This is a genomic window from Paracoccus sp. PAR01, assembly GCF_014851995.1.
GTDB lineage: Bacteria > Pseudomonadota > Alphaproteobacteria > Rhodobacterales > Rhodobacteraceae > Paracoccus > Paracoccus litorisediminis.
The window spans coordinates 125,204-142,502 of sequence record NZ_JACVAW010000005.1 but is presented as its reverse complement, the minus strand read 5'-3'; the positions used below and the strand labels follow the sequence as shown (position 1 = coordinate 142,502).

Annotated in this window: 14 protein-coding genes; 8 read left to right on the top strand and 6 right to left on the bottom strand. The window is 65.3% G+C overall.

The window, feature by feature from the left end; translation table 11 throughout:
• Window positions 1-26 precede the first annotated feature (26 nt).
• The 8 genes from IB235_RS10900 (at window position 27) to IB235_RS10865 (ending at window position 9,046) form a co-directional block, all read left to right on the top strand.
• On the top strand, window positions 27-1,172 hold the full coding sequence (locus IB235_RS10900) for an ABC transporter substrate-binding protein (RefSeq protein ID WP_192336742.1): 1,146 nt from the start codon (window positions 27-29) through the stop codon (window positions 1,170-1,172).
• A 60-nt stretch (window positions 1,173-1,232) separates the two neighbouring features.
• Window positions 1,233-2,105: a branched-chain amino acid ABC transporter permease gene (locus IB235_RS10895; RefSeq protein ID WP_155040403.1), complete on the top strand. Its 873-nt coding sequence runs from the start codon at window positions 1,233-1,235 to the stop codon at window positions 2,103-2,105.
• 1 nt (window position 2,106) lies between these two features.
• Window positions 2,107-3,063 (top strand): branched-chain amino acid ABC transporter permease, encoded by a 957-nt coding sequence (locus tag IB235_RS10890; protein WP_192336741.1) that lies wholly within the window; start codon window positions 2,107-2,109, stop codon window positions 3,061-3,063.
• Window positions 3,060-3,836, top strand: a complete 777-nt coding sequence (locus tag IB235_RS10885) for an ABC transporter ATP-binding protein (protein ID WP_192336740.1) — start codon at window positions 3,060-3,062, stop codon at window positions 3,834-3,836. Before IB235_RS10890 ends, IB235_RS10885 begins: the two co-directional genes overlap by 4 nt.
• Entirely contained in the window at window positions 3,823-4,524 is a 702-nt protein-coding gene (locus IB235_RS10880) for an ABC transporter ATP-binding protein (RefSeq protein ID WP_192336739.1), read from the top strand. The genes IB235_RS10885 and IB235_RS10880 overlap by 14 nt, the downstream gene beginning before the upstream one ends.
• Before the next feature lie 2 nt (window positions 4,525-4,526).
• Entirely contained in the window at window positions 4,527-6,470 is a 1,944-nt protein-coding gene (locus IB235_RS10875) for a 3-hydroxyacyl-CoA dehydrogenase NAD-binding domain-containing protein (RefSeq protein ID WP_192336738.1), read from the top strand.
• 116 nt (window positions 6,471-6,586) lie between these two features.
• Entirely contained in the window at window positions 6,587-7,528 is a 942-nt protein-coding gene (locus IB235_RS10870; RefSeq protein WP_192336737.1) for a helix-turn-helix domain-containing protein, read from the top strand.
• 111 nt (window positions 7,529-7,639) lie between these two features.
• Complete coding sequence (locus tag IB235_RS10865) at window positions 7,640-9,046, top strand: aldehyde dehydrogenase family protein (RefSeq protein WP_155040409.1); 1,407 nt, start codon at window positions 7,640-7,642, stop codon at window positions 9,044-9,046.
• 52 nt (window positions 9,047-9,098) lie between these two features.
• Here IB235_RS10865 and IB235_RS10860 read toward each other — a convergent pair whose 3' ends face one another.
• The 6 genes from IB235_RS10860 to IB235_RS10835 form a co-directional block, all read right to left on the bottom strand.
• Window positions 9,099-11,288, bottom strand: coding sequence for an FTR1 family protein (locus IB235_RS10860; protein WP_192336736.1), 2,190 nt, complete (start codon window positions 11,286-11,288; stop codon window positions 9,099-9,101).
• A complete protein-coding gene (locus IB235_RS10855) occupies window positions 11,285-12,850 on the bottom strand; it encodes a multiheme c-type cytochrome (protein ID WP_192336735.1) in 1,566 nt (521 codons plus the stop codon). The genes IB235_RS10860 and IB235_RS10855 overlap by 4 nt, the downstream gene beginning before the upstream one ends.
• The gene (locus IB235_RS10850) at window positions 12,847-13,338 is read right to left on the bottom strand and encodes a hypothetical protein (RefSeq protein WP_192336734.1); all 492 of its coding nucleotides are present in this window, start codon (window positions 13,336-13,338) and stop codon (window positions 12,847-12,849) included. Before IB235_RS10850 ends, IB235_RS10855 begins: the two co-directional genes overlap by 4 nt.
• Window positions 13,339-13,354: 16 nt before the next feature.
• Window positions 13,355-14,395, bottom strand: coding sequence for an imelysin family protein (locus IB235_RS10845; RefSeq protein WP_192336733.1), 1,041 nt, complete (start codon window positions 14,393-14,395; stop codon window positions 13,355-13,357).
• A 156-nt stretch (window positions 14,396-14,551) separates the two neighbouring features.
• The gene (locus IB235_RS10840) at window positions 14,552-16,018 is read right to left on the bottom strand and encodes an NAD-dependent succinate-semialdehyde dehydrogenase (RefSeq protein ID WP_225612211.1); all 1,467 of its coding nucleotides are present in this window, start codon (window positions 16,016-16,018) and stop codon (window positions 14,552-14,554) included.
• Entirely contained in the window at window positions 16,018-17,295 is a 1,278-nt protein-coding gene (locus IB235_RS10835) for a 4-aminobutyrate--2-oxoglutarate transaminase (RefSeq protein ID WP_192336732.1), read from the bottom strand. Before IB235_RS10835 ends, IB235_RS10840 begins: the two co-directional genes overlap by 1 nt.
• Window positions 17,296-17,299: the final 4 nt, after the last annotated feature.

The window sequence follows — 17,299 nt, the reverse complement described above, 5'->3', positions numbered from 1 at the left end:
ACCGATAACTTTGGGAGGAGGAACCCATGATCAAGACCCTGACCACGACCGTTCCCGCCGCGCTGATCGCGCTTGGACTGGCATCGACCGCCCAAGCCGAGATCAAGATCGGTGCCTCGATCTCGGCTACCGGCCCGGCGGCATTTCTGGGCGACCCCGAGGCCAAGACGCTGGAAATGCTGGTCGAGGAACTGAACGCCAAGGGCGGCATCAATGGTGAGCAGGTCGAACTGGTGCTGTATGACGATGGCGGCGACGCCAACAAGGCACGCACCTTTGCCACCCGCCTGATCGAGGACGATGAGGTGCAGGCGATCATCGGCGGCACCACCACCGGGGCCTCGATGTCGATTTTGGCCGTCGCCGAGGATGCGGAAGTGCCGTTCATCTCGCTGGCGGGTGCCATCGACATCATCCAGCCGGTCAAGCCCAACACCTTCAAGACCCCGCATACCGACCGTATGGCCTGCCAGAAGATCTTCGAGGACATGAAGAAGCAGGGCATCACCAAGATCGGCCTGATCTCGGGGACGGACGGCTTTGGTGCCTCGATGCAGGCGCAATGCAAGGACGTGGTCGGTGAATACGGCATCGAGATCGTCGCTGACGAGACCTATGACCCGAAAGACGCCGACATGACGGCGCAGCTGACCAAGATCCGCAATGCGGCGGGCGTGCAGGCGGTGCTGAACCCGGGCTTCGGTCAGGGCCCCTCGATCGTCACGCGTAACTACAAGCAGTTGGCGATCGACCTGCCGCTGTACCAGTCGCATGGCGTGGCCTCGGACGGGTTCATCGAACTTGCGGGCAAGGACGCGGCCGAAGGCGTGCGCCTGCCCGGCACGGCGCTGCTGGTCGCGGAACTTCTGGCGGATACTGATGCGCAAAAGCCGGTCGTCTCGGCCTACAAGGCCGCTTATGAGGCGAAATACAAGACACCGGTCAGCACCTTCGGCGGCTATGCCCATGACGGTTTTGCGCTGCTGGTCGACGCGATCACCCGTGCAGGCAGCAGCGAGCCCGCGGCGATCCGCGAAGCGCTGGAAGGGGTCAAGGGTTTGGCTGGAACGACGGGCATCTACACCATGACCGCCGAGGACCATCTGGGTCTCGACCTGACGGCCTTCCGGATGCTTGAGATCAAGGACGGCGACTGGACCATCGTCGAGTGAGCCCCGCGGCCCCTTAACGGGGGCCGCTCCGCCCGGAGCCCTTAGCCAAAGGACCCCAGCATGTCCGAATTCCTGCAATTCCTGTTCTCGGGACTGACCGTTGGTGCGGTCTATGCGCTTGTCGCGCTTGGCTTCACCATCATCTACAACGCCTCGGGCGTGGTGAACTTCGCGCAGGGCGAATTCGTCATGCTGGGCGGCATGATCACCGTTTTCGCCCATGCCGCCGGGCTGCCGCTGCCCTTGGCCGCGCTGATCGCGATTGCGGCCACCGCAGCCATCGGCGTCGCGCTGAACAAGCTGGCGATCGAGCCCGCGCGCGGCGCGCCGGTGGTCACGCTGATCATCATCACCATCGGGGCCTCGATCTTTATCCGAGGCGCGGCGCAGCTGATCTTTGGCAAGCAGATCCACACCTTCCCGGCATTCTCGGGCGATGATCCGATCCATGTCATGGGCGCGACGATCCTGACGCAAAGCCTGTGGGCGATTGGCGGGGCGGCGGCGGTTTTCGTGGCGCTGTGGCTGTTCTTCACCCGCACGATCCTTGGCCGCGCGGTGCTGGCCACCTCGAACAATCGCCTCGCGGCGCAACTGGTGGGGATCAACACCGATTTCATCATGACGCTGTCCTTCGCGCTGTCGGCGGGGATCGGGGCCTTTGCGGGCGTGCTGATCACGCCAATTACCATGACCTCTTATGACGTGGGTTTGGGTCTGGCGCTCAAGGGCTTTGCGGGCGCGATGCTGGGCGGCATGGGCAATCCCAAGGGCGCCTTCGCGGGTGGGCTGCTGCTGGGCCTCTTCGAGGCGATGACCGCGGGATACCTGTCCTCGCAATACAAAGAGGCCGCGGCCTTTGTCGTCATCCTTGCCGTGCTGTTCTTCATGCCGCAGGGGCTTTTCGGTCAAAAATCCACGGATCGGGTGTGACATGCGACTTTCCAGCAAACACCTGACCCTGATCGTCATGGCCGCCTTGATCGCGGCGGCCCCGTTCTTTTTCCCCTCGGGCTATTACTTCCGCGTTGGCGCGCTGATCTTTGTCAATGCGCTGGCGGTTACGGGCATCGTCATCCTGACCGGCTATGCCGGGCAGATCAGCCTTGGCCATGCCGGTTTCGCCGGGATCGGCGGCTATGCCTGCGCGCTGGCCCCGGTGCATCTGGGCCTGCATCCCGCACTGGCCGTGGTGCTGGGGGCGGTGATCTCCGCTGTTCTGGCCTTTCTGGTCGGCAGGCCGATCCTGCGGCTCAAGGGCTATTATCTTGGCGTTGCCTCGCTGGGTTTTGGCATCCTTGTCGCGATGGTGCTGAACAACGAACGCGGGCTGACCAAGGGCCCCGACGGGATCGAGGTCCCGGATCTGGGCCTGCGCGCCGTGCTGAAGGACTGGGGCCTGAACCTGTCGAATGGCGAGTTCTGGTATGCCTTCACCGGCATTTGTCTGGTCATCGGGGCATGGATCGCGCTGAACCTGTTCAACAGCCCGACGGGCCGGGCGCTGCGCGCTTTGCACGGCTCCGAGGTCGCTGCCGGAACCGTCGGCATCGACGTGGCGCGGGTCAAGTTGCAGGCTTTCGTGATCTCGGCGGTCTATGCCTCGGTCGCGGGCTCGCTGACGGCGCTGCAAAACAAGTTCATCACCCCCGACATTGCCGGTTTCATGCATTCGGTGGAAATGGTCACGATGGCGGTGCTGGGTGGCGTCGGTTCAGTCCCCGGCGCGATCCTTGGCGCGGGTATCCTGACGCTGCTGCCGCAGGTGCTGACGGTCTTCGCCGAATATGAACAGCTGATCCTTGGCCTTGTGATGATGCTGGTGATGATCTTCCTGCGCGAGGGGTTGGTGCCGTCCATCCTGCGCAAATTCCGGGGGAGGGGCGAATGAGCCTGTTGCAGATCGAGCGTCTGGGAATTGCCTTTGGCGGCCTGCGCGCCGTCCATGATGTCAGCTTTTCCGTCGAGCCGGGCGAGATCGTCTCGGTCATCGGGCCGAATGGCGCGGGCAAGACGACGCTGTTCAACATGATCTCGGGCGTCTATCGCCCCGGTTCGGGCCGGGTGCGGCTCAAGGGCGAGGACGTGACCGGGATGGAGCCGTTCCGCTTGGCCGCGCGCGGCATGTCCCGCACCTTTCAGAACCTGCAGATCTTTCAGAACATGACCGTGCTGGAAAACGCCATGGCCGGGTTCCACTTGCAGGAACGCGGCCCGGTTCTGGCAGACCTTCTGAACCTGCCCTCGTCGCGCCGCCGCACGCGCATGGCCGAGGAGGGTGCGCGCGAATTGCTGACCCGCGTTGGCCTTGAACGGGCTGCGGATCGCGAGGCGGGGAACCTCTCCTATGGCTCGCTCAAGCGGTTGGAAATTGCCCGCGCGCTGGCGATGAAGCCTGCCGTGCTGCTGCTCGATGAACCCGCCGCCGGCTGCAATGCCGTCGAGACCGAGGAAATCGACCACCTGATCGCCGAGGTTGCCAAGTCCGGCGTGGCGATCCTGCTGGTCGAGCATGACATGAAGATGGTCATGCGGATCTCAAACCATGTCGTGGTGCTGGACCATGGCGAGAAGATCGCCGAAGGCCCGCCCGAGGCGGTCAGCCGCAACCCGGCGGTGATCGCCGCCTATCTGGGAACGGAGGCAGCCCATGCTGACAGTTGAGGGGCTGCGCTCGCGCTATGGCCGCATCGAGGTGCTGCATGGCCTAGACCTGACGGTCGAAAGCGGCGAGATCGTCACCGTGGTCGGCGCAAACGGCGCGGGCAAGACGACGCTCTTGCGTTGCCTGTCGGGCGTGCAGCCGGTCTCGAGCGGCAAGATCACCTTCCGGGGTGAGGCGCTGACCACCGTTCCGGCCTATAAACGCCTGTCGCGGGGCCTGTCGCAATCCCCCGAGGGGCGGCAGATTTTCACCAACCTGTCGGTTGAGGAAAACCTGCGGCTGGGGGCGTTTCTGTTCAGTGACGACCGGGTCGGCAAGGACATGGAAGACGCCTTCCAGATGTTCCCGATCCTGCGCGAGAAACGCAATCTTGCCGCAGGTGGCCTGTCCGGTGGCCAGCAGCAGATGCTCGCGATGGCGCGGGCACTGATGGGGCGGCCCTCGTGCCTGCTGCTGGATGAGCCGTCGATGGGGCTTGCCCCGATCATCGTGCAGCAGATTTTCGATGTGGTCAGCGGCCTCAAGGCGCTTGGCGTCACCGTGCTGCTGGTCGAACAAAACGCCTTCGGGGCGCTCAAGATTGCCGACCGGGGCTATGTCATGGAAACCGGCACCATCACCATGCAGGGACCGGCGGCCGAACTCATCGCCGATCCCCGCATCCGCGAAGCCTATCTGGGAATTTGAACATGTCTGTCGTCACCATCGCCCGCCAAGGGGATATCGCCACCGTCACCGTGGACAACCCGCCCGTCAACGCGCTGGGTCTGGCGCTGCGGCAAGGGCTTTGGGATGCCGTGGCCGAATTGGACGCCGATCCGTCGGTGCGGGCGGTGGTGCTGATCTGTGCCGGGCGCACCTTTATCGCCGGGGCGGATGTGACCGAATTCGGCAAACCTCCGGTCGAGCCGCATCTGCCCGATCTGGTCGCCCGGATCGAAGCGGCGACGCCCCCTTGGGTCGCGGCCATCCATGGTTCGGCCCTTGGCGGCGGCTTCGAGGTAGCGCTTGGCTGCCGTTTCCGCGTGGCGCAGCCCGATGCCTCGGTCGGTTTGCCCGAAGTGACATTGGGCATCATTCCCGGCGCGGGCGGCACGGTCCGCACGCCGCGCCTGTGCGGTGTTGAAACGTCGGTCGACATGGCGACCTCCGGCAAGCCCCTGCGTGCGCCGAAAGCGCTGGCCGCCGGTCTGATCGACGCGGTGATCCAAGGCGACCTGCTGGACGGCGCTGTCGCCTTTGCCCGCGAGGCGATCGAGAAACCCCTGCCGCTGCCCGTCTCGGCCCGCGAGGTCGTGGCCCCCGACGCGGGCTTCTGGACCGATTCTGAGAAAGCCGTGGCCAAGGCAGCCAAAGGTGCCGCCGCGCCCGCCCGCGCCCTTGCCGCGATCCGTAAGGCTGCCGAGGCCTCCTTCACCGAAGCCATGGATTTCGAGCGCGAGACCTTTATCGAGCTGCGCGGCACCGAGCAGGCCGCCGCTTTGCGCGCGGTTTTCTTCGCTGAACGTGCTGCCCCACGTCCGGTGGCACTGCGCGAGGTCGAGCCCGCACCGCTACGCAAGGTGGCTGTCATCGGCGGTGGCACGATGGGCGCGGGGATCATCGCCGCACTTCGCGATGCCGGACTGCCTGTCACTCTGATCGAACAGGACGATGCTGCGGTCGAACGTGGTCTGGCCAATGTCGCCAAGGTTTTCGACGGCGGCGTCAAGCGCGGCAAACTGTCCGAGGCACAGGCGCAAGCGCTGAAGGACGGCGTGACTGGCACAACCGATTACGCGGCGCTGGCCGATGCGGATATGGTCATCGAGGCGGTATTCGAGGAAATCAGCGTCAAGCGCGCGGTCTTTGCCCGTCTGGGAGAGGTTTGCCGCTCCGATGCGGTTCTGGCCACGAACACCTCCTATCTGGACCCGCGCGCCATTGCCGAAGACCTGCCGAACCCCGACCGTTTCATCGGGCTGCATTTCTTCAGCCCGGCCAATGTGATGAAACTGCTGGAAATCGTGCCGACCCCCGAAACCTCGGCCCGGACGCTGGCTACCGGTTTTGCCCTTGGCCGCCTGCTGAAGAAGATCCCGGTGCAGTCCGGCATCTGCGAAGGCTTCATCGGCAACCGCATCCTGAAACGCTATCGTGCCGCCGCCGAAGGGCTGGTGCGCCGTGGCGTGCCGATCGCCGATATTGACGCGGCGATGCGCGGCTATGGCCTGGCGATGGGGCCGTTCGAGGCACAGGATCTGGGCGGGCTCGACATTGCCTATCTGCAACGCGAAGGCGCGCGCGCCTTGGGGCAGGACGTGCCGGAAACGCTGGGCGATATCCTTGTCCGCGCCGGTCGCAAGGGGCAGAAAACTGGCGGCGGCTGGTATGATTATGTCGCGGGTGACCGCAAGCCGCAGGTCTCGACCGCCGTTGCGGAACTGTTGGCCGCGCAGATCCGCCCGGATGCCGCAATGACCGCCGCCGAAATCGCGCAGACGCTGGTCGCCGAGATGGCCGCCGAGGGGCAGGCAATTCTTGACGAGGGCATTGCCGCCAGCCCCGCCGATATCGATCTGGTCAAGATCCACGGCTATGGATTCCCGCGCTGGCGCGGCGGGCCGATGTTCGCAAACCGCGCACGCGGTTAGGCAAGCAGCCGGGCGGGGAACGTCACGCCCGGCTTGCGACCCCAGGGGGGGATCGGGTATTTCGCAGAAGCAGGGTTTCCGTTCGGGCGGACTGGCATCGGAAAAGGAGGAGTCCAATGCTGTATCAAACCGTCACGGCGGCGCAGACGCTTGGCATACCCGGCGACAGCGTCAGCAGCGTCGAGGAATATGCCAGCCGCATCCAGCAGGTCTGCGGCGCGTTTCGCGTCCATGCTCAGGCCGGACGTGCGGATCGGATCTGTGGTTTGGTCGAAAGCCGCAGGCTGGCACGGTTCGAAGCGGCGGTGGTGTCGCTGGATGCCTCGCGCGTTGAGCGGGATCAGGCGATGATCCGCCGCGATCCGGGTGAGCATCTGTTCCTGCTGTTCCAGCATGCCGGGTCCAGCCGGATCATCCAGCGCGATTGCCAGACGGTGCTGAGGGCGGGCGATGTCTATATCGCGGATTCCGGGCTGCCCTCGGAATTCATCTATGAGGGTACGCAATCGCGCCAGATCTCGCTGCATCTGCCGCGGGACGAGGCCGTTCGCCGTCTGGGGTCGCTTTGCACCGGCGGCATGGCGGTCGACCGGACCGATCCTCTGGTCCCGGCGATGCAGGGGATCGTGACGCGGCTGATGCTTGACGATGCCGGGGGCGCGGCTCTGTCCGAAGCGCTGCTCAACATCCTCTCGGCCTATTGCCATTCGCGCGCGACCGGAGAGACCGACCGCGCCGCCCAGTTGCATCGCCGCGCGATCGAGAGGATCGCGACCCGCGCCGGGGATGGCGGGCTTGATCTGGATACGCTGGCGGGCGATCTGGGTGTTTCGCGCCGGACGCTGCAGCGCGCCTTCACCCGGCAGGGCGAATCCGTGACGGGTGCGCTGCTGGCAGCCAGACTTGATCTGGCGCGCTCGCGTCTGGGCGGGGCCTGCAAAAGCGATCGCGGTGACATTGCTGCCATTGCGTTTGATTGCGGCTTCAATGACCTGTCCCATTTCTATCGCGCCTTCCGCATGCGTTTCGGGATGTCTCCGGGGCAGGCGCGGCACTGATACGTGGCGCGCTGCGCCAATCGCCGTGGCGCAACTTGCCAAGACCCGGCGCGCCGAAACTGGCATTCTGGCGTGAAACGCTCTGCAACAGAGCGCACGGGAGGATGAAGCATGAGCGAACTTAACCTGACCATCGGCGGCAAGACCCACGCGGTCGCGGCCCGCTTTGACGTGATCAACCCCGCGACCGGCGAAGTCGCCGGGACCGCGCCCAATGCCACGCTGGCCGATCTGGATCTGGCGGTCGCGGCCGCCAAGGCGGCTTTCGTCGACTGGTCGCAGAAATCCGATGCCGAATTGCAGGCCGCCTGCGAGGCGGTGACCGCCAAGATTGGCGAACATGCCGAGGAGCTGGCACGTCTGGTGACGCTGGAGCAGGGCAAGCCGCTGAACGGCCTTGGCTCGCGCTGGGAAATCGGCGGAGCGCAGGCTTGGGCGGGCTACACTGCCGGGCTGTCGCTGCCGGTCAAGGTGCTGCAGGACGACAATGCCGGTCGGGTCGAGCTGCACCGCAAGCCGCTGGGCGTCATCGGCTCGATCACGCCGTGGAACTTCCCGGTGATGATCGCGATCTGGCACATCATGCCCGCTTTGCGCACCGGCAATACGGTCGTGATCAAGCCCTCGCCCTACACCCCCCTTGCGACGCTGCGGCTGGTCGAGCTGATGAACGAGGTTCTGCCCGCAGGCGTCGTCAACATCGTCTCGGGCGAGGACCGCGAGGTCAATCTGGGTGCGGCGATGTCCAGCCATCCCGATATCCGCAAGATCGTCTTCACCGGCTCCAGCGCGACCGGCAAACGGGTGATGCAATCGGCCTCGGCCACGATGAAGCGCCTGACGCTGGAACTGGGCGGCAATGACGCGGGCATCGTCCTGCCCGATGCCGATCCCAAGGCCATTGCCGAGGGCCTGTTCTGGGGTGCCTTTATCAATAACGGCCAGACCTGCGCCGCGATGAAGCGCCTGTATGTCCATGACAGCATCCATGACGAGGTCTGCAAGGAACTGGTCGCCTATGCCGCGCAGATCCCGGTCGGCAATGGGTTGGAGGAAGGCTCGGTCCTGGGTCCGATCCAGAACCGCATGCAGTTCGAGAAGGTCGCTGGTCTCGTCGAGGACGCCAAGACCCGCGGTCAGGTCCTGCTGGGAGGCAAGCCGGGCGAGGGGCTGTTCTTCAACCCGACGATCATTGCCGGCCTGAAGAATGGCGATCCGCTGGTTGATGAGGAACAGTTCGGCCCGGTCCTGCCGGTCATCCGCTACACCGATCTGGACGAAGTCATCGCCGCGGCGAATGACAGCGAGAACGGTCTGGGCGGCTCGATCTGGACCAAGGACATCGAGGCCGGGCGCAAGCTGGCCGCGCGGATGGAATGCGGTTCGGTATGGCTGAACAAGCACGGCATGATCCAGCCCAACGCGCCCTTTGGTGGGGTGAAGTCTTCGGGTCTGGGCGTCGAATTCGGTGAGGAAGGCCTAGCGGAATACACAGACATTCAAGTCGTCTTCAGCTAAGCGATTGGCCGCCCTGCCGGGATATCCGGCGGGGCGGCACCCTTGCTGCGGGTTACGCTGTCGCCTGCCTTTGCCGCGATACGCTGACGCCAAGGAACAGCAGCACCACCAGCCCCTGCAGGATCAGCGGCTCGGCCACCGGGAACAGCCCGAACCACAATTGCAGCCAGTCGCGGTCCGGGAACCAGTTGACCGGAGTCGCGCTGATCAGCGCAGCGGTCTGCAACCCGCGTACGCCTGCTCCGACCAGCACTACCGACAGCAGCGCCAGCAGCGCCGAAGTTGCGCGGAAGAAAAGCCGCAGCGGCAGTTTCCGCCCCGAGGCAAGGATCATCCAGCCAGCCGCCAGCGCAGCACCCGCCCCGGCAACCAGTCCCAGCAGGACCGGAATGGGTGCGGCATCGACCAGCAGCGCCTCGTAGAACAGGACCGTCTCGAACCCCTCGCGGAAGACCACAAGGAAGGCCAGAAACGCGACGGTGCGGACCGTTGCTGTTCCGGCCAGCTTGCGCCGCATCGCCGCGACATGCCCGCCCTTGGCGGTCAGTCCCAGCACCAGCCAGATCAGCACCGCGGCGGCCAGCAGCGCCGTGGCCCCCTCCAATGCTTCGCGCGAAAGGGTCGAGATGGAAAACAGCCAGCGCGTCGCCGCCCATAGCGCAAAGCTGCAGACCACTGCCAGACCGACACCCAGGGCGACCGGGCGGCGGAAGCGGGCGGGATCGGCCCCTTCGGCACGAAGTGCGGCCAGCAGTGCCGCAAGGATCAACACACCCTCCAGCCCCTCGCGGAAGATGATGCCCGCCGATTGCAGCACGGCGCCCGTAGCGGAAATCGGGGCTTCGATCCGCTCGCGCGCATCGGCCAGGTCCGCCTTGATCCCCTCAACCTCGGCGGCCAGGACGTCTTTGGGCACCTGAGCGGCGATGAGGCGGGCCAGGCCAGGGCGCTCGGTGTTACCCTCCCAGAAACGCGCCTCCATCCGCAGCGCCATTGACGGTGCGCGGGGCTTCAGACGTTGTTCGATATCGGGATCGAACCAGGAATAGGCCTCGAGCCGCTTCAACTCGGCTTCGGTCCAGTCGCCATTCGCAGCGACCAGCACCATTTCGTCCAGCGCGGCGGGCAGCGCGTCGACGGCGGCGGCATAGCCACCCTGCGCGACCTCGGCCCCGAAGGTCGCGTCGATCAGTGATACAGCCTCGGTTATCAACGGTTCGACGCCATCCTTGCGCTGCAATATCAGCGTTTTGCTGTCGTCGAGCAACTGCATCAGCCGTTCGGCATCCGCAGGATTGGTCATCTGAGGGGTCAGATCACCAAGGATCAGTACCGCACGGTCGCGAAACATCAGCGACTCGTTATATTCCAGATGCTGGGTGATCTGGCCGTCGCGGACGCCGTTGGCATATTCCTCCCAGACCATGACGGTGAAACGGCGCAGCAGACGGGCGCGGCGCAAGGTTTCCTCGGGCGAGAGCACGACCGGGGCATAGCCAGCGATGCGCTGGCTGATGGCGGCGATCGCCGAAGGATCCTGTTCGGCCCGGGCCAGATCCTGACGCAGCGCGGCCACGCTTTCCGCACCAAGCCGGGCATCCAGATTGTCGCCCAGATAGGCGACCAGCCCCTCGGCCCGGCCCAGATCGCCCGCATATTGCACCATGCGACCCGCGCCTGCATCCTCGGTCGCGCGGGACAAGGCCAGCCGCAATTCGGAAGCGGCGACGGTCAGCAGTTCGGATTGGACAATGTCATGGGCGGCCTGTGGTTCAAGCTGGTCCGCCGCCAGCGCCTTGACCGCCAGCGCGGCCCCGGTATCGCGGGAGGCGCGGGCATAGTCGCGGATATTCAGCCAGTCGCGCGCGTGATCGGGCTGTCCGGCAAGGATCGCTGCCAGCCCATGATCCCGCGCCGCAGCCATCACCGCGGTCCACAGCCGTTGGCGGTCGCGCGCCACCTGCGCCGGGTCGCCGCTGCCGACACTGGCCGCATAATCGGCCATCGCCGCATCGGCCTCGGCCGCGCCAAACTGGCCCTTGGTCGCGGACCATGCGGCCTGCATGGATTGCAGCCGCTGGGCGATGTCGGCATCGCGTTCGGGAGAGGCCGCGCGATACATCAGCCGCTCGATACGGCCTGCTTCGCTGCGCAGGGTTTCGGCGGCGCTCCAAGGAGTTTCCTCGGCATGGATCGGCAGCGCCATGGCAAGCAGCAGCGCAATTGCGGTCAGGAATTTCAAGGCTGGTTATCCGTCAGATCGGTCGAAAGCTCGGCCAGGGTGAAGGGGGGAACGGCCATTTCGCGCCGAAGATTGCGATACAGAAGGTCGGGCAGCGCGACCCGGTATTGCAGCCGCGCGGTCAGGTGCAGAGGGCCTTGCGCCGCGCCGTCCAGAGGAATGTCATAGGTCGCGACATCCTCGCCCTTGGCGGGGATCGGGCGGCGGACCCAATTGACCTCGGCGGTCGAGAAGGTCAGGTGATCGGTGATGCGGCGGCCCTTGCTGTCCTGGAAATGTTCGATCCAGGCCACGGTCTCGGTCTCGGTCTCGGTCTCGGTCTCGGTCTCGGCCTCATCCGGGCCGCCCGAGCGGTACAGGGTCCGGCCCTGCGCGTCGGTCAGGGTCAGTTCCAGCCACATGTGTTTCTGGTCATTGACGCCGGTCGGCAGGTTGTGCCCCGCGCCAAGGTTCTGCACCGCCACCGCCAGATGCAAGGTGTCGCCGCGCCGTTGCTGGTCGCGCAGTTCCAGCCCGGCGGCGGCGCGCAGCAGTGCTTCGGTCTGGCGGGCCTGCTCGGTCAGGGTGTCGCGGTTCAGGTCGCGGCTGACGCCCGGCAGCGCGCCGCCGCGCAGCACGTCCAGCGTGTCGCCCATACCGGTATCGGTCAGCAGGTGGTTCGCGCCGACGAAGCGATGCGAAAACCGCTTGGGCCCGGACAGGTCGCCGTTGCGGATGGCAATGACCTGCGCGGCGGGGTCGTCGGCCATATGGCAGGCTTGGCAGGTCACGCCCTGCTGCCCGTACCAGCTGTCGCGCCATTCCAGAAAGGTCGATTGCGCCACCTGCGGGCTGCGCGCCTTGGACATGGAATGGTCGTAGATCTCGACATGGCAGGCGCCGCACAGATCCGAGCTTTTCATCAGCGCGGTGGTATCGGGCGCGCCATAGGCGGCCAGATGGTCGCGCGGATTGGCCAGCAGCGCCGCATTGGTCAAGCCGTCCTGATCGTATTCGGCGCGGTTATAGGCCAGGGTGATCGCGCCATTGCCTGTCTCCGGCTGGGCATGGATGGCGGTGTGGCAGGTGATGCAGGTCACGCCCTCGGTCAGCGCATCGGCGGGCTGGACCGAGACGAAGCGATTGACGCGGCCGGTCAGCATTTCATTGGGGGCGTGGCAGCCCTCGCAGAAGCGGCCCTGTTCGGGGTTGCGGACGCTGTCGACATTGGCGTCCACCGTCGCCTCATAGATCAGGTCCCGGTCGGCAATCGCATGCAGCGACCCGGCCCATTCGTGGAATTCCTGTTGGTGACACGAGGCGCAATCCGCAGCGGATGGCAACCGTGCCGGGTCACTGAACGCGCCCGAGGCCGAGCGGATGCGCGAGGGCCAGAACAGCCGCTCCTGTCCTGTGTCATCGGGACCAAAGGGCAGGCGGTAGAAGGGCACATCCGTTGCCGCAACGCCAACGGGCGCGGGCCGTGGGGCCAGCGCCGCATAGGCGGCAAGGGCCGTCACCGCGACCAGAAGCGCGGCCAGCAGAGGCCGGGCGTGGTAGCGCAGCTGGGTCTTGATCCTCATGACCGCACCCATCCCCAATGTCGCATCGCCAGATGCAGGATCAGCACCGGCAGGATCGGCCATGCGCCCCAGAAATGCAGCAGCGACAGGGTTTCGGTCAGTTCGCGTGCGGGTAGCCACAGCTTGCCCGCCAGCCATAGAAGGCCCGGCAGGCTCATGGTCAGGCCGGTCAGGACGACCAGCGCCATGTCGGCCAGCAAAGCCCATGACAGCACGGTGAACCCCGTCCGGCTGCTCATCCGCAGTCCGGTCGGGACATGCCGCAGCAGCCACGGCACCAGCGTCGCGACCAGCGCCAACCCAAGGCCGACATGCGTCCAAAGGACGATGGGACTGGAGGGCGCCAGCCACAGGTAGATCCCCGAGGCGAACAGCCCGGCGATGATCGCACTGTGCAGGCCCGAGCGCAGGCTTCCCCCGCGCCCGTATTCATGCCGGGCGGTATGTGTCGTTGTGCCTTGACGGGCCTGGCTTGCGGCTTGTCCCATCTTTGCCTCGCAGATTTCAGCCCTTGATTTCGACCCCATGCTTGGCTGCGGCCTGCAGGACTTGCGCCACGATCCGTTCGGCGATGTCCTGTGCTTCGCTGCCAAGCGCGTCGGCCTCTTCCGACGTGAACTTGTCGCCCTTTGCTTCGCGTTCGCGGGTCTCGGTGACCAGCGCGATCAGCTCATCGAAGCCTTTGGTGATCGAGCCGTCCAGCGCTGCATCGTCTGTCGAAACCACCGGCGAGATCGCCTGATTGTACATCCGCTGGCAACCGCCCATGATCCCCAGAACGTCGATCAGACGGCTGCGCGCGATAAAGGCCGCGCCCTCGCCGCCAAGGAATTGCGATTCCTTCCATTCGCCGAAGTAGTCACCGACGGTCGGCGTCATGGTGACAACGGCGGTAAAGGCGTCGTCGCGGTTGGGTTCCCACGCCGCCATGTCGGTTTCCAGCGCCTTGGACCATTCAACCATGCCCTGGGCCGCACCAAGCGCCAGATTGGCGTCGAACAGCAGCTCTCCCGGCCCGATCTGGCCGTCGCCATTCAGGTCGGCGTCCAGCTTGACATGTTCCTTGTCGGTCCCCCACAGCAGCGGCTCGGTGATCGAATGGAACAGGCTGCCCGGCCGTTTCAGCACGGTGCCGTCGGGCAGGGTCAGGTCGTATTCGGCCACGTCCTCTTCCTCGGTCCCCGGATTGCCGGCATCAAGGATCAGGTCGTATTTCGCGGTCGAGGGGATACCCGCGACAATGCCTTCGATGGTCTCGTATTCATTCGAGGCCGCCAGCCACTGGTCGCGCATCGCCGTCACGGCCTCGGCCAGTTTCGGGCCTTCGGCTTCCCATGCGGCCTTGTAGTCTCCGCCATGCGCGGCGATCAGCGCGGCATAGGCCTCGGCCGAGCCCTGCATCTTCTGCGCATTGGCGACCAGCGCCGCGTTATGTTCCAGCGTGAAGGCCTTGACCTGTGCCAACCCCTCGCTTTCGGTTGCGGCAAAGCTAGGCTGGGCTGCCAGCAAAAGGACGGGGGTCAGGCAAAGCAAGGTGTGGCGCATGGTCGAGGGCTCCTGTCTCGAACGTCTCCGCGGAGCATTGTCCGCGGAAAGGACTCACTGGGACTCTCTTATAACCCGACCATTTTTGTTGCAATTGGAATGCGCAGTCGCGGAATGCAGATCGGCCGGGCATCGCTGCCCGGCCGTTTTTTCGGTTCAGACCGAGAGGCACATGTACTTGATCTCAAGATAGTCATCGAGACCGTAATGGCTGCCTTCGCGGCCAAGGCCGGATTGCTTGACGCCGCCGAAAGGCGCGACCTCGGTCGAGATCAGGCCGGTATTGACGCCGACCATGCCGGTTTCCAAGGCCTCGGCCACGCGCCAGACGCGCGACAGATCACGGGCGTAGAAATAGCCCGCAAGGCCGAACTCGCTGGCATTGGCCAGCGCGATCGCCTCTTCCTCGGTCTCGAAACGATAGATCGGGGCGACGGGACCGAAGGTCTCTTCGCGCGAGATCTTCATCTCGGGCTTCATGCCGGTCAGCACGGTCGGGTGGAAGAAGGTTCCGCCCAATTCGTGACGCACGCCACCCGTCGCCACCGTTGCGCCATTGGCCACGGCGTCGGCGATGTGATCCTCGACCTTGGCAAGCGCCGCCGTGTTGATCAGCGGGCCGACCTGAACCGGATCGGTCAAGCCATTGCCAACTGCCATTGCCGCCACACGAGCCGCCAGTTTTTCCGCGAATGCATCATAAACGCCCGACTGGACATAGATGCGGTTCGCGCAGACGCAGGTCTGGCCGTTATTGCGGAACTTGGCGATCATCGCGCCCTCGACCGCCGCGTCGATATCGGCGTCGTCGAACACGATGAAGGGGGCGTTGCCGCCCAGTTCCAGCGACAGTTTCTTGATTGTGTCGGCACCCTGACGCATCAGGATCTTGCCCACGCGGGTCGAGCCGGTGAACGAGATCTTGGCGACCTTGGGGTTCGCGCAAAGCTCCGCGCCCATGCCCGCCGCATCAAGGCCCGGAACGATGTTCAAGACGCCCGCCGGGATGCCCGCACGCTCGGCCAGAACGCCCAGAGCCAGCGCCGAAAGCGGCGTCAGTTCCGAGGGGCGCGCGACCATGGTGCAGCCCGCCGCCAGTGCCGGCGCGATCTTGCGCGCCAGCATGGCATTGGGGAAGTTCCACGGCGTGATCGCGCCGACCACGCCCACCGGCTGTTTCAGCACGATGATGCGCTTGTCGGGCATGTGACCCGGAATGGTGTCGCCATAGACGCGCTTGGCCTCTTCGGCGAACCATTCGACATAGGCGGCGCCATAGGCGATCTCGCCTTTGGCCTCGGCCAGCGGCTTGCCCATCTCGGCGGTCAGGATCACGGCCAGATCCTCGACATTGGCAAGGATCAGGTCATGCCAGCGGCGCAGGACCCCTGCACGATCCTTGCCGGTGCGCGCGGCCCAGGGTTTCTGCGCGGCATGGGCCGCGTCGATGGCAACTGAGAGCTCGGCCACCCCCATATCCGCGACCTGCGCCAGTTCCTCGCCCGTTGCCGGGTTCGTCACGGCAAAGACCTTGTCGCCCTTGAAGCGCGCGCCGTTGATATAGGCGCTGCCCGTCAGAAGGCTGGGGTCCTTGAGGTTCAGCATGTGCTTGTTGTCCAGCATCATGCCGCCTTTGCCGCTGCGATGGATTCTTCGAGGATGTCCAGCGCCTCGGCGAAGTGGGCCTCGTCGATGGTCAGCGGCGCAAGGAAGCGGATGACGTTGCCGTTCACGCCGCAGGTCAGCAGGATCAGCTTGCGCGACAGTGCCTCGGTGCGGATGCGGTTGACCAGATCGGCATTCGGGGCCTTGCCGTCGGCAGTGGTGAACTCGGCTGCGACCATGAAGCCCGGGCCGCGCACTTCGGCCAGTTCCGGCGTGGTGGCGCGGATCGATTCCAGACGCTGACGCAGGCGCGAGCCCAGTTCATTGGCGCGGTCGCAAAGGTTTTCTTCCTCGATCACGTCCAGAACGGCATGCGCTGCTGCGATGCCCAGCGGGTTGCCGCCATAGGTGCCGCCCAGACCGCCGGGATTTGCCGCATCCATGATCTCGGCGCGGCCGGTGACGGCTGCCAGCGGCAGACCGCCTGCCAGACCTTTGGCCATGGTGACCAGATCGGCATAGATGCCGTGCTGCTCCATCGCGAACAGGGTGCCGGTGCGGGCGAAACCGGTCTGGATTTCGTCGGCGATCATCACGATGCCGTGCTTGTCGCACAGCTCGCGGACGGCGCGGACAAACTCGGTCGGTGCCGGGTTGAAGCCGCCTTCGCCTTGGACCGGTTCAAAGATGATCGCGGCGACGCGCGCGGGATCGAGGTCGGCCTTGAACAGTTTCTCGATGCCAGCCATCGCGTCCTCGGTGGTCTGGCCATACAGCGCGATCGGGAAGGGCACGTGGAAGACGTCGGGCATCATCGCGCCGAAGCCGGCTTTATAGGGCTGGACCTTGCCGGTCAGCGACATGCCCATGAAGGTACGGCCGTGGAAGCCGCCGCCAAAGGCGATGACCGCATTGCGGCCGGTATGGGCGCGGGCGATCTTGATCGCGTTTTCAACGGCTTCGGCACCGGTGGTGACGAAAGTCGTGCGCTTGTCGAAGTCACCCGGAACCAGCGCGTTCAGGCGCTCGCCAAGGGCGATGTAATTTTCGTAAGGCAGGACCTGATGGCAGGTATGGGTGAAGGATTCCAGCTGGGTCTTGACCGCTTCCATGACCTTCGGGTGGCAATGGCCGGTGTTCACGACCGCGATGCCAGCGGCGAAGTCGATATAGCGGGTGCCTTCGACATCCCAGACCTCGGCGTTGCGGGCCTTGGCCGCATAGATTTGGGTCTGCATGCCCACGCCACGGGCGATGGTGGTCTGGCGGCGGGCGGCGATTTCGGCGTTAAGCATGTGA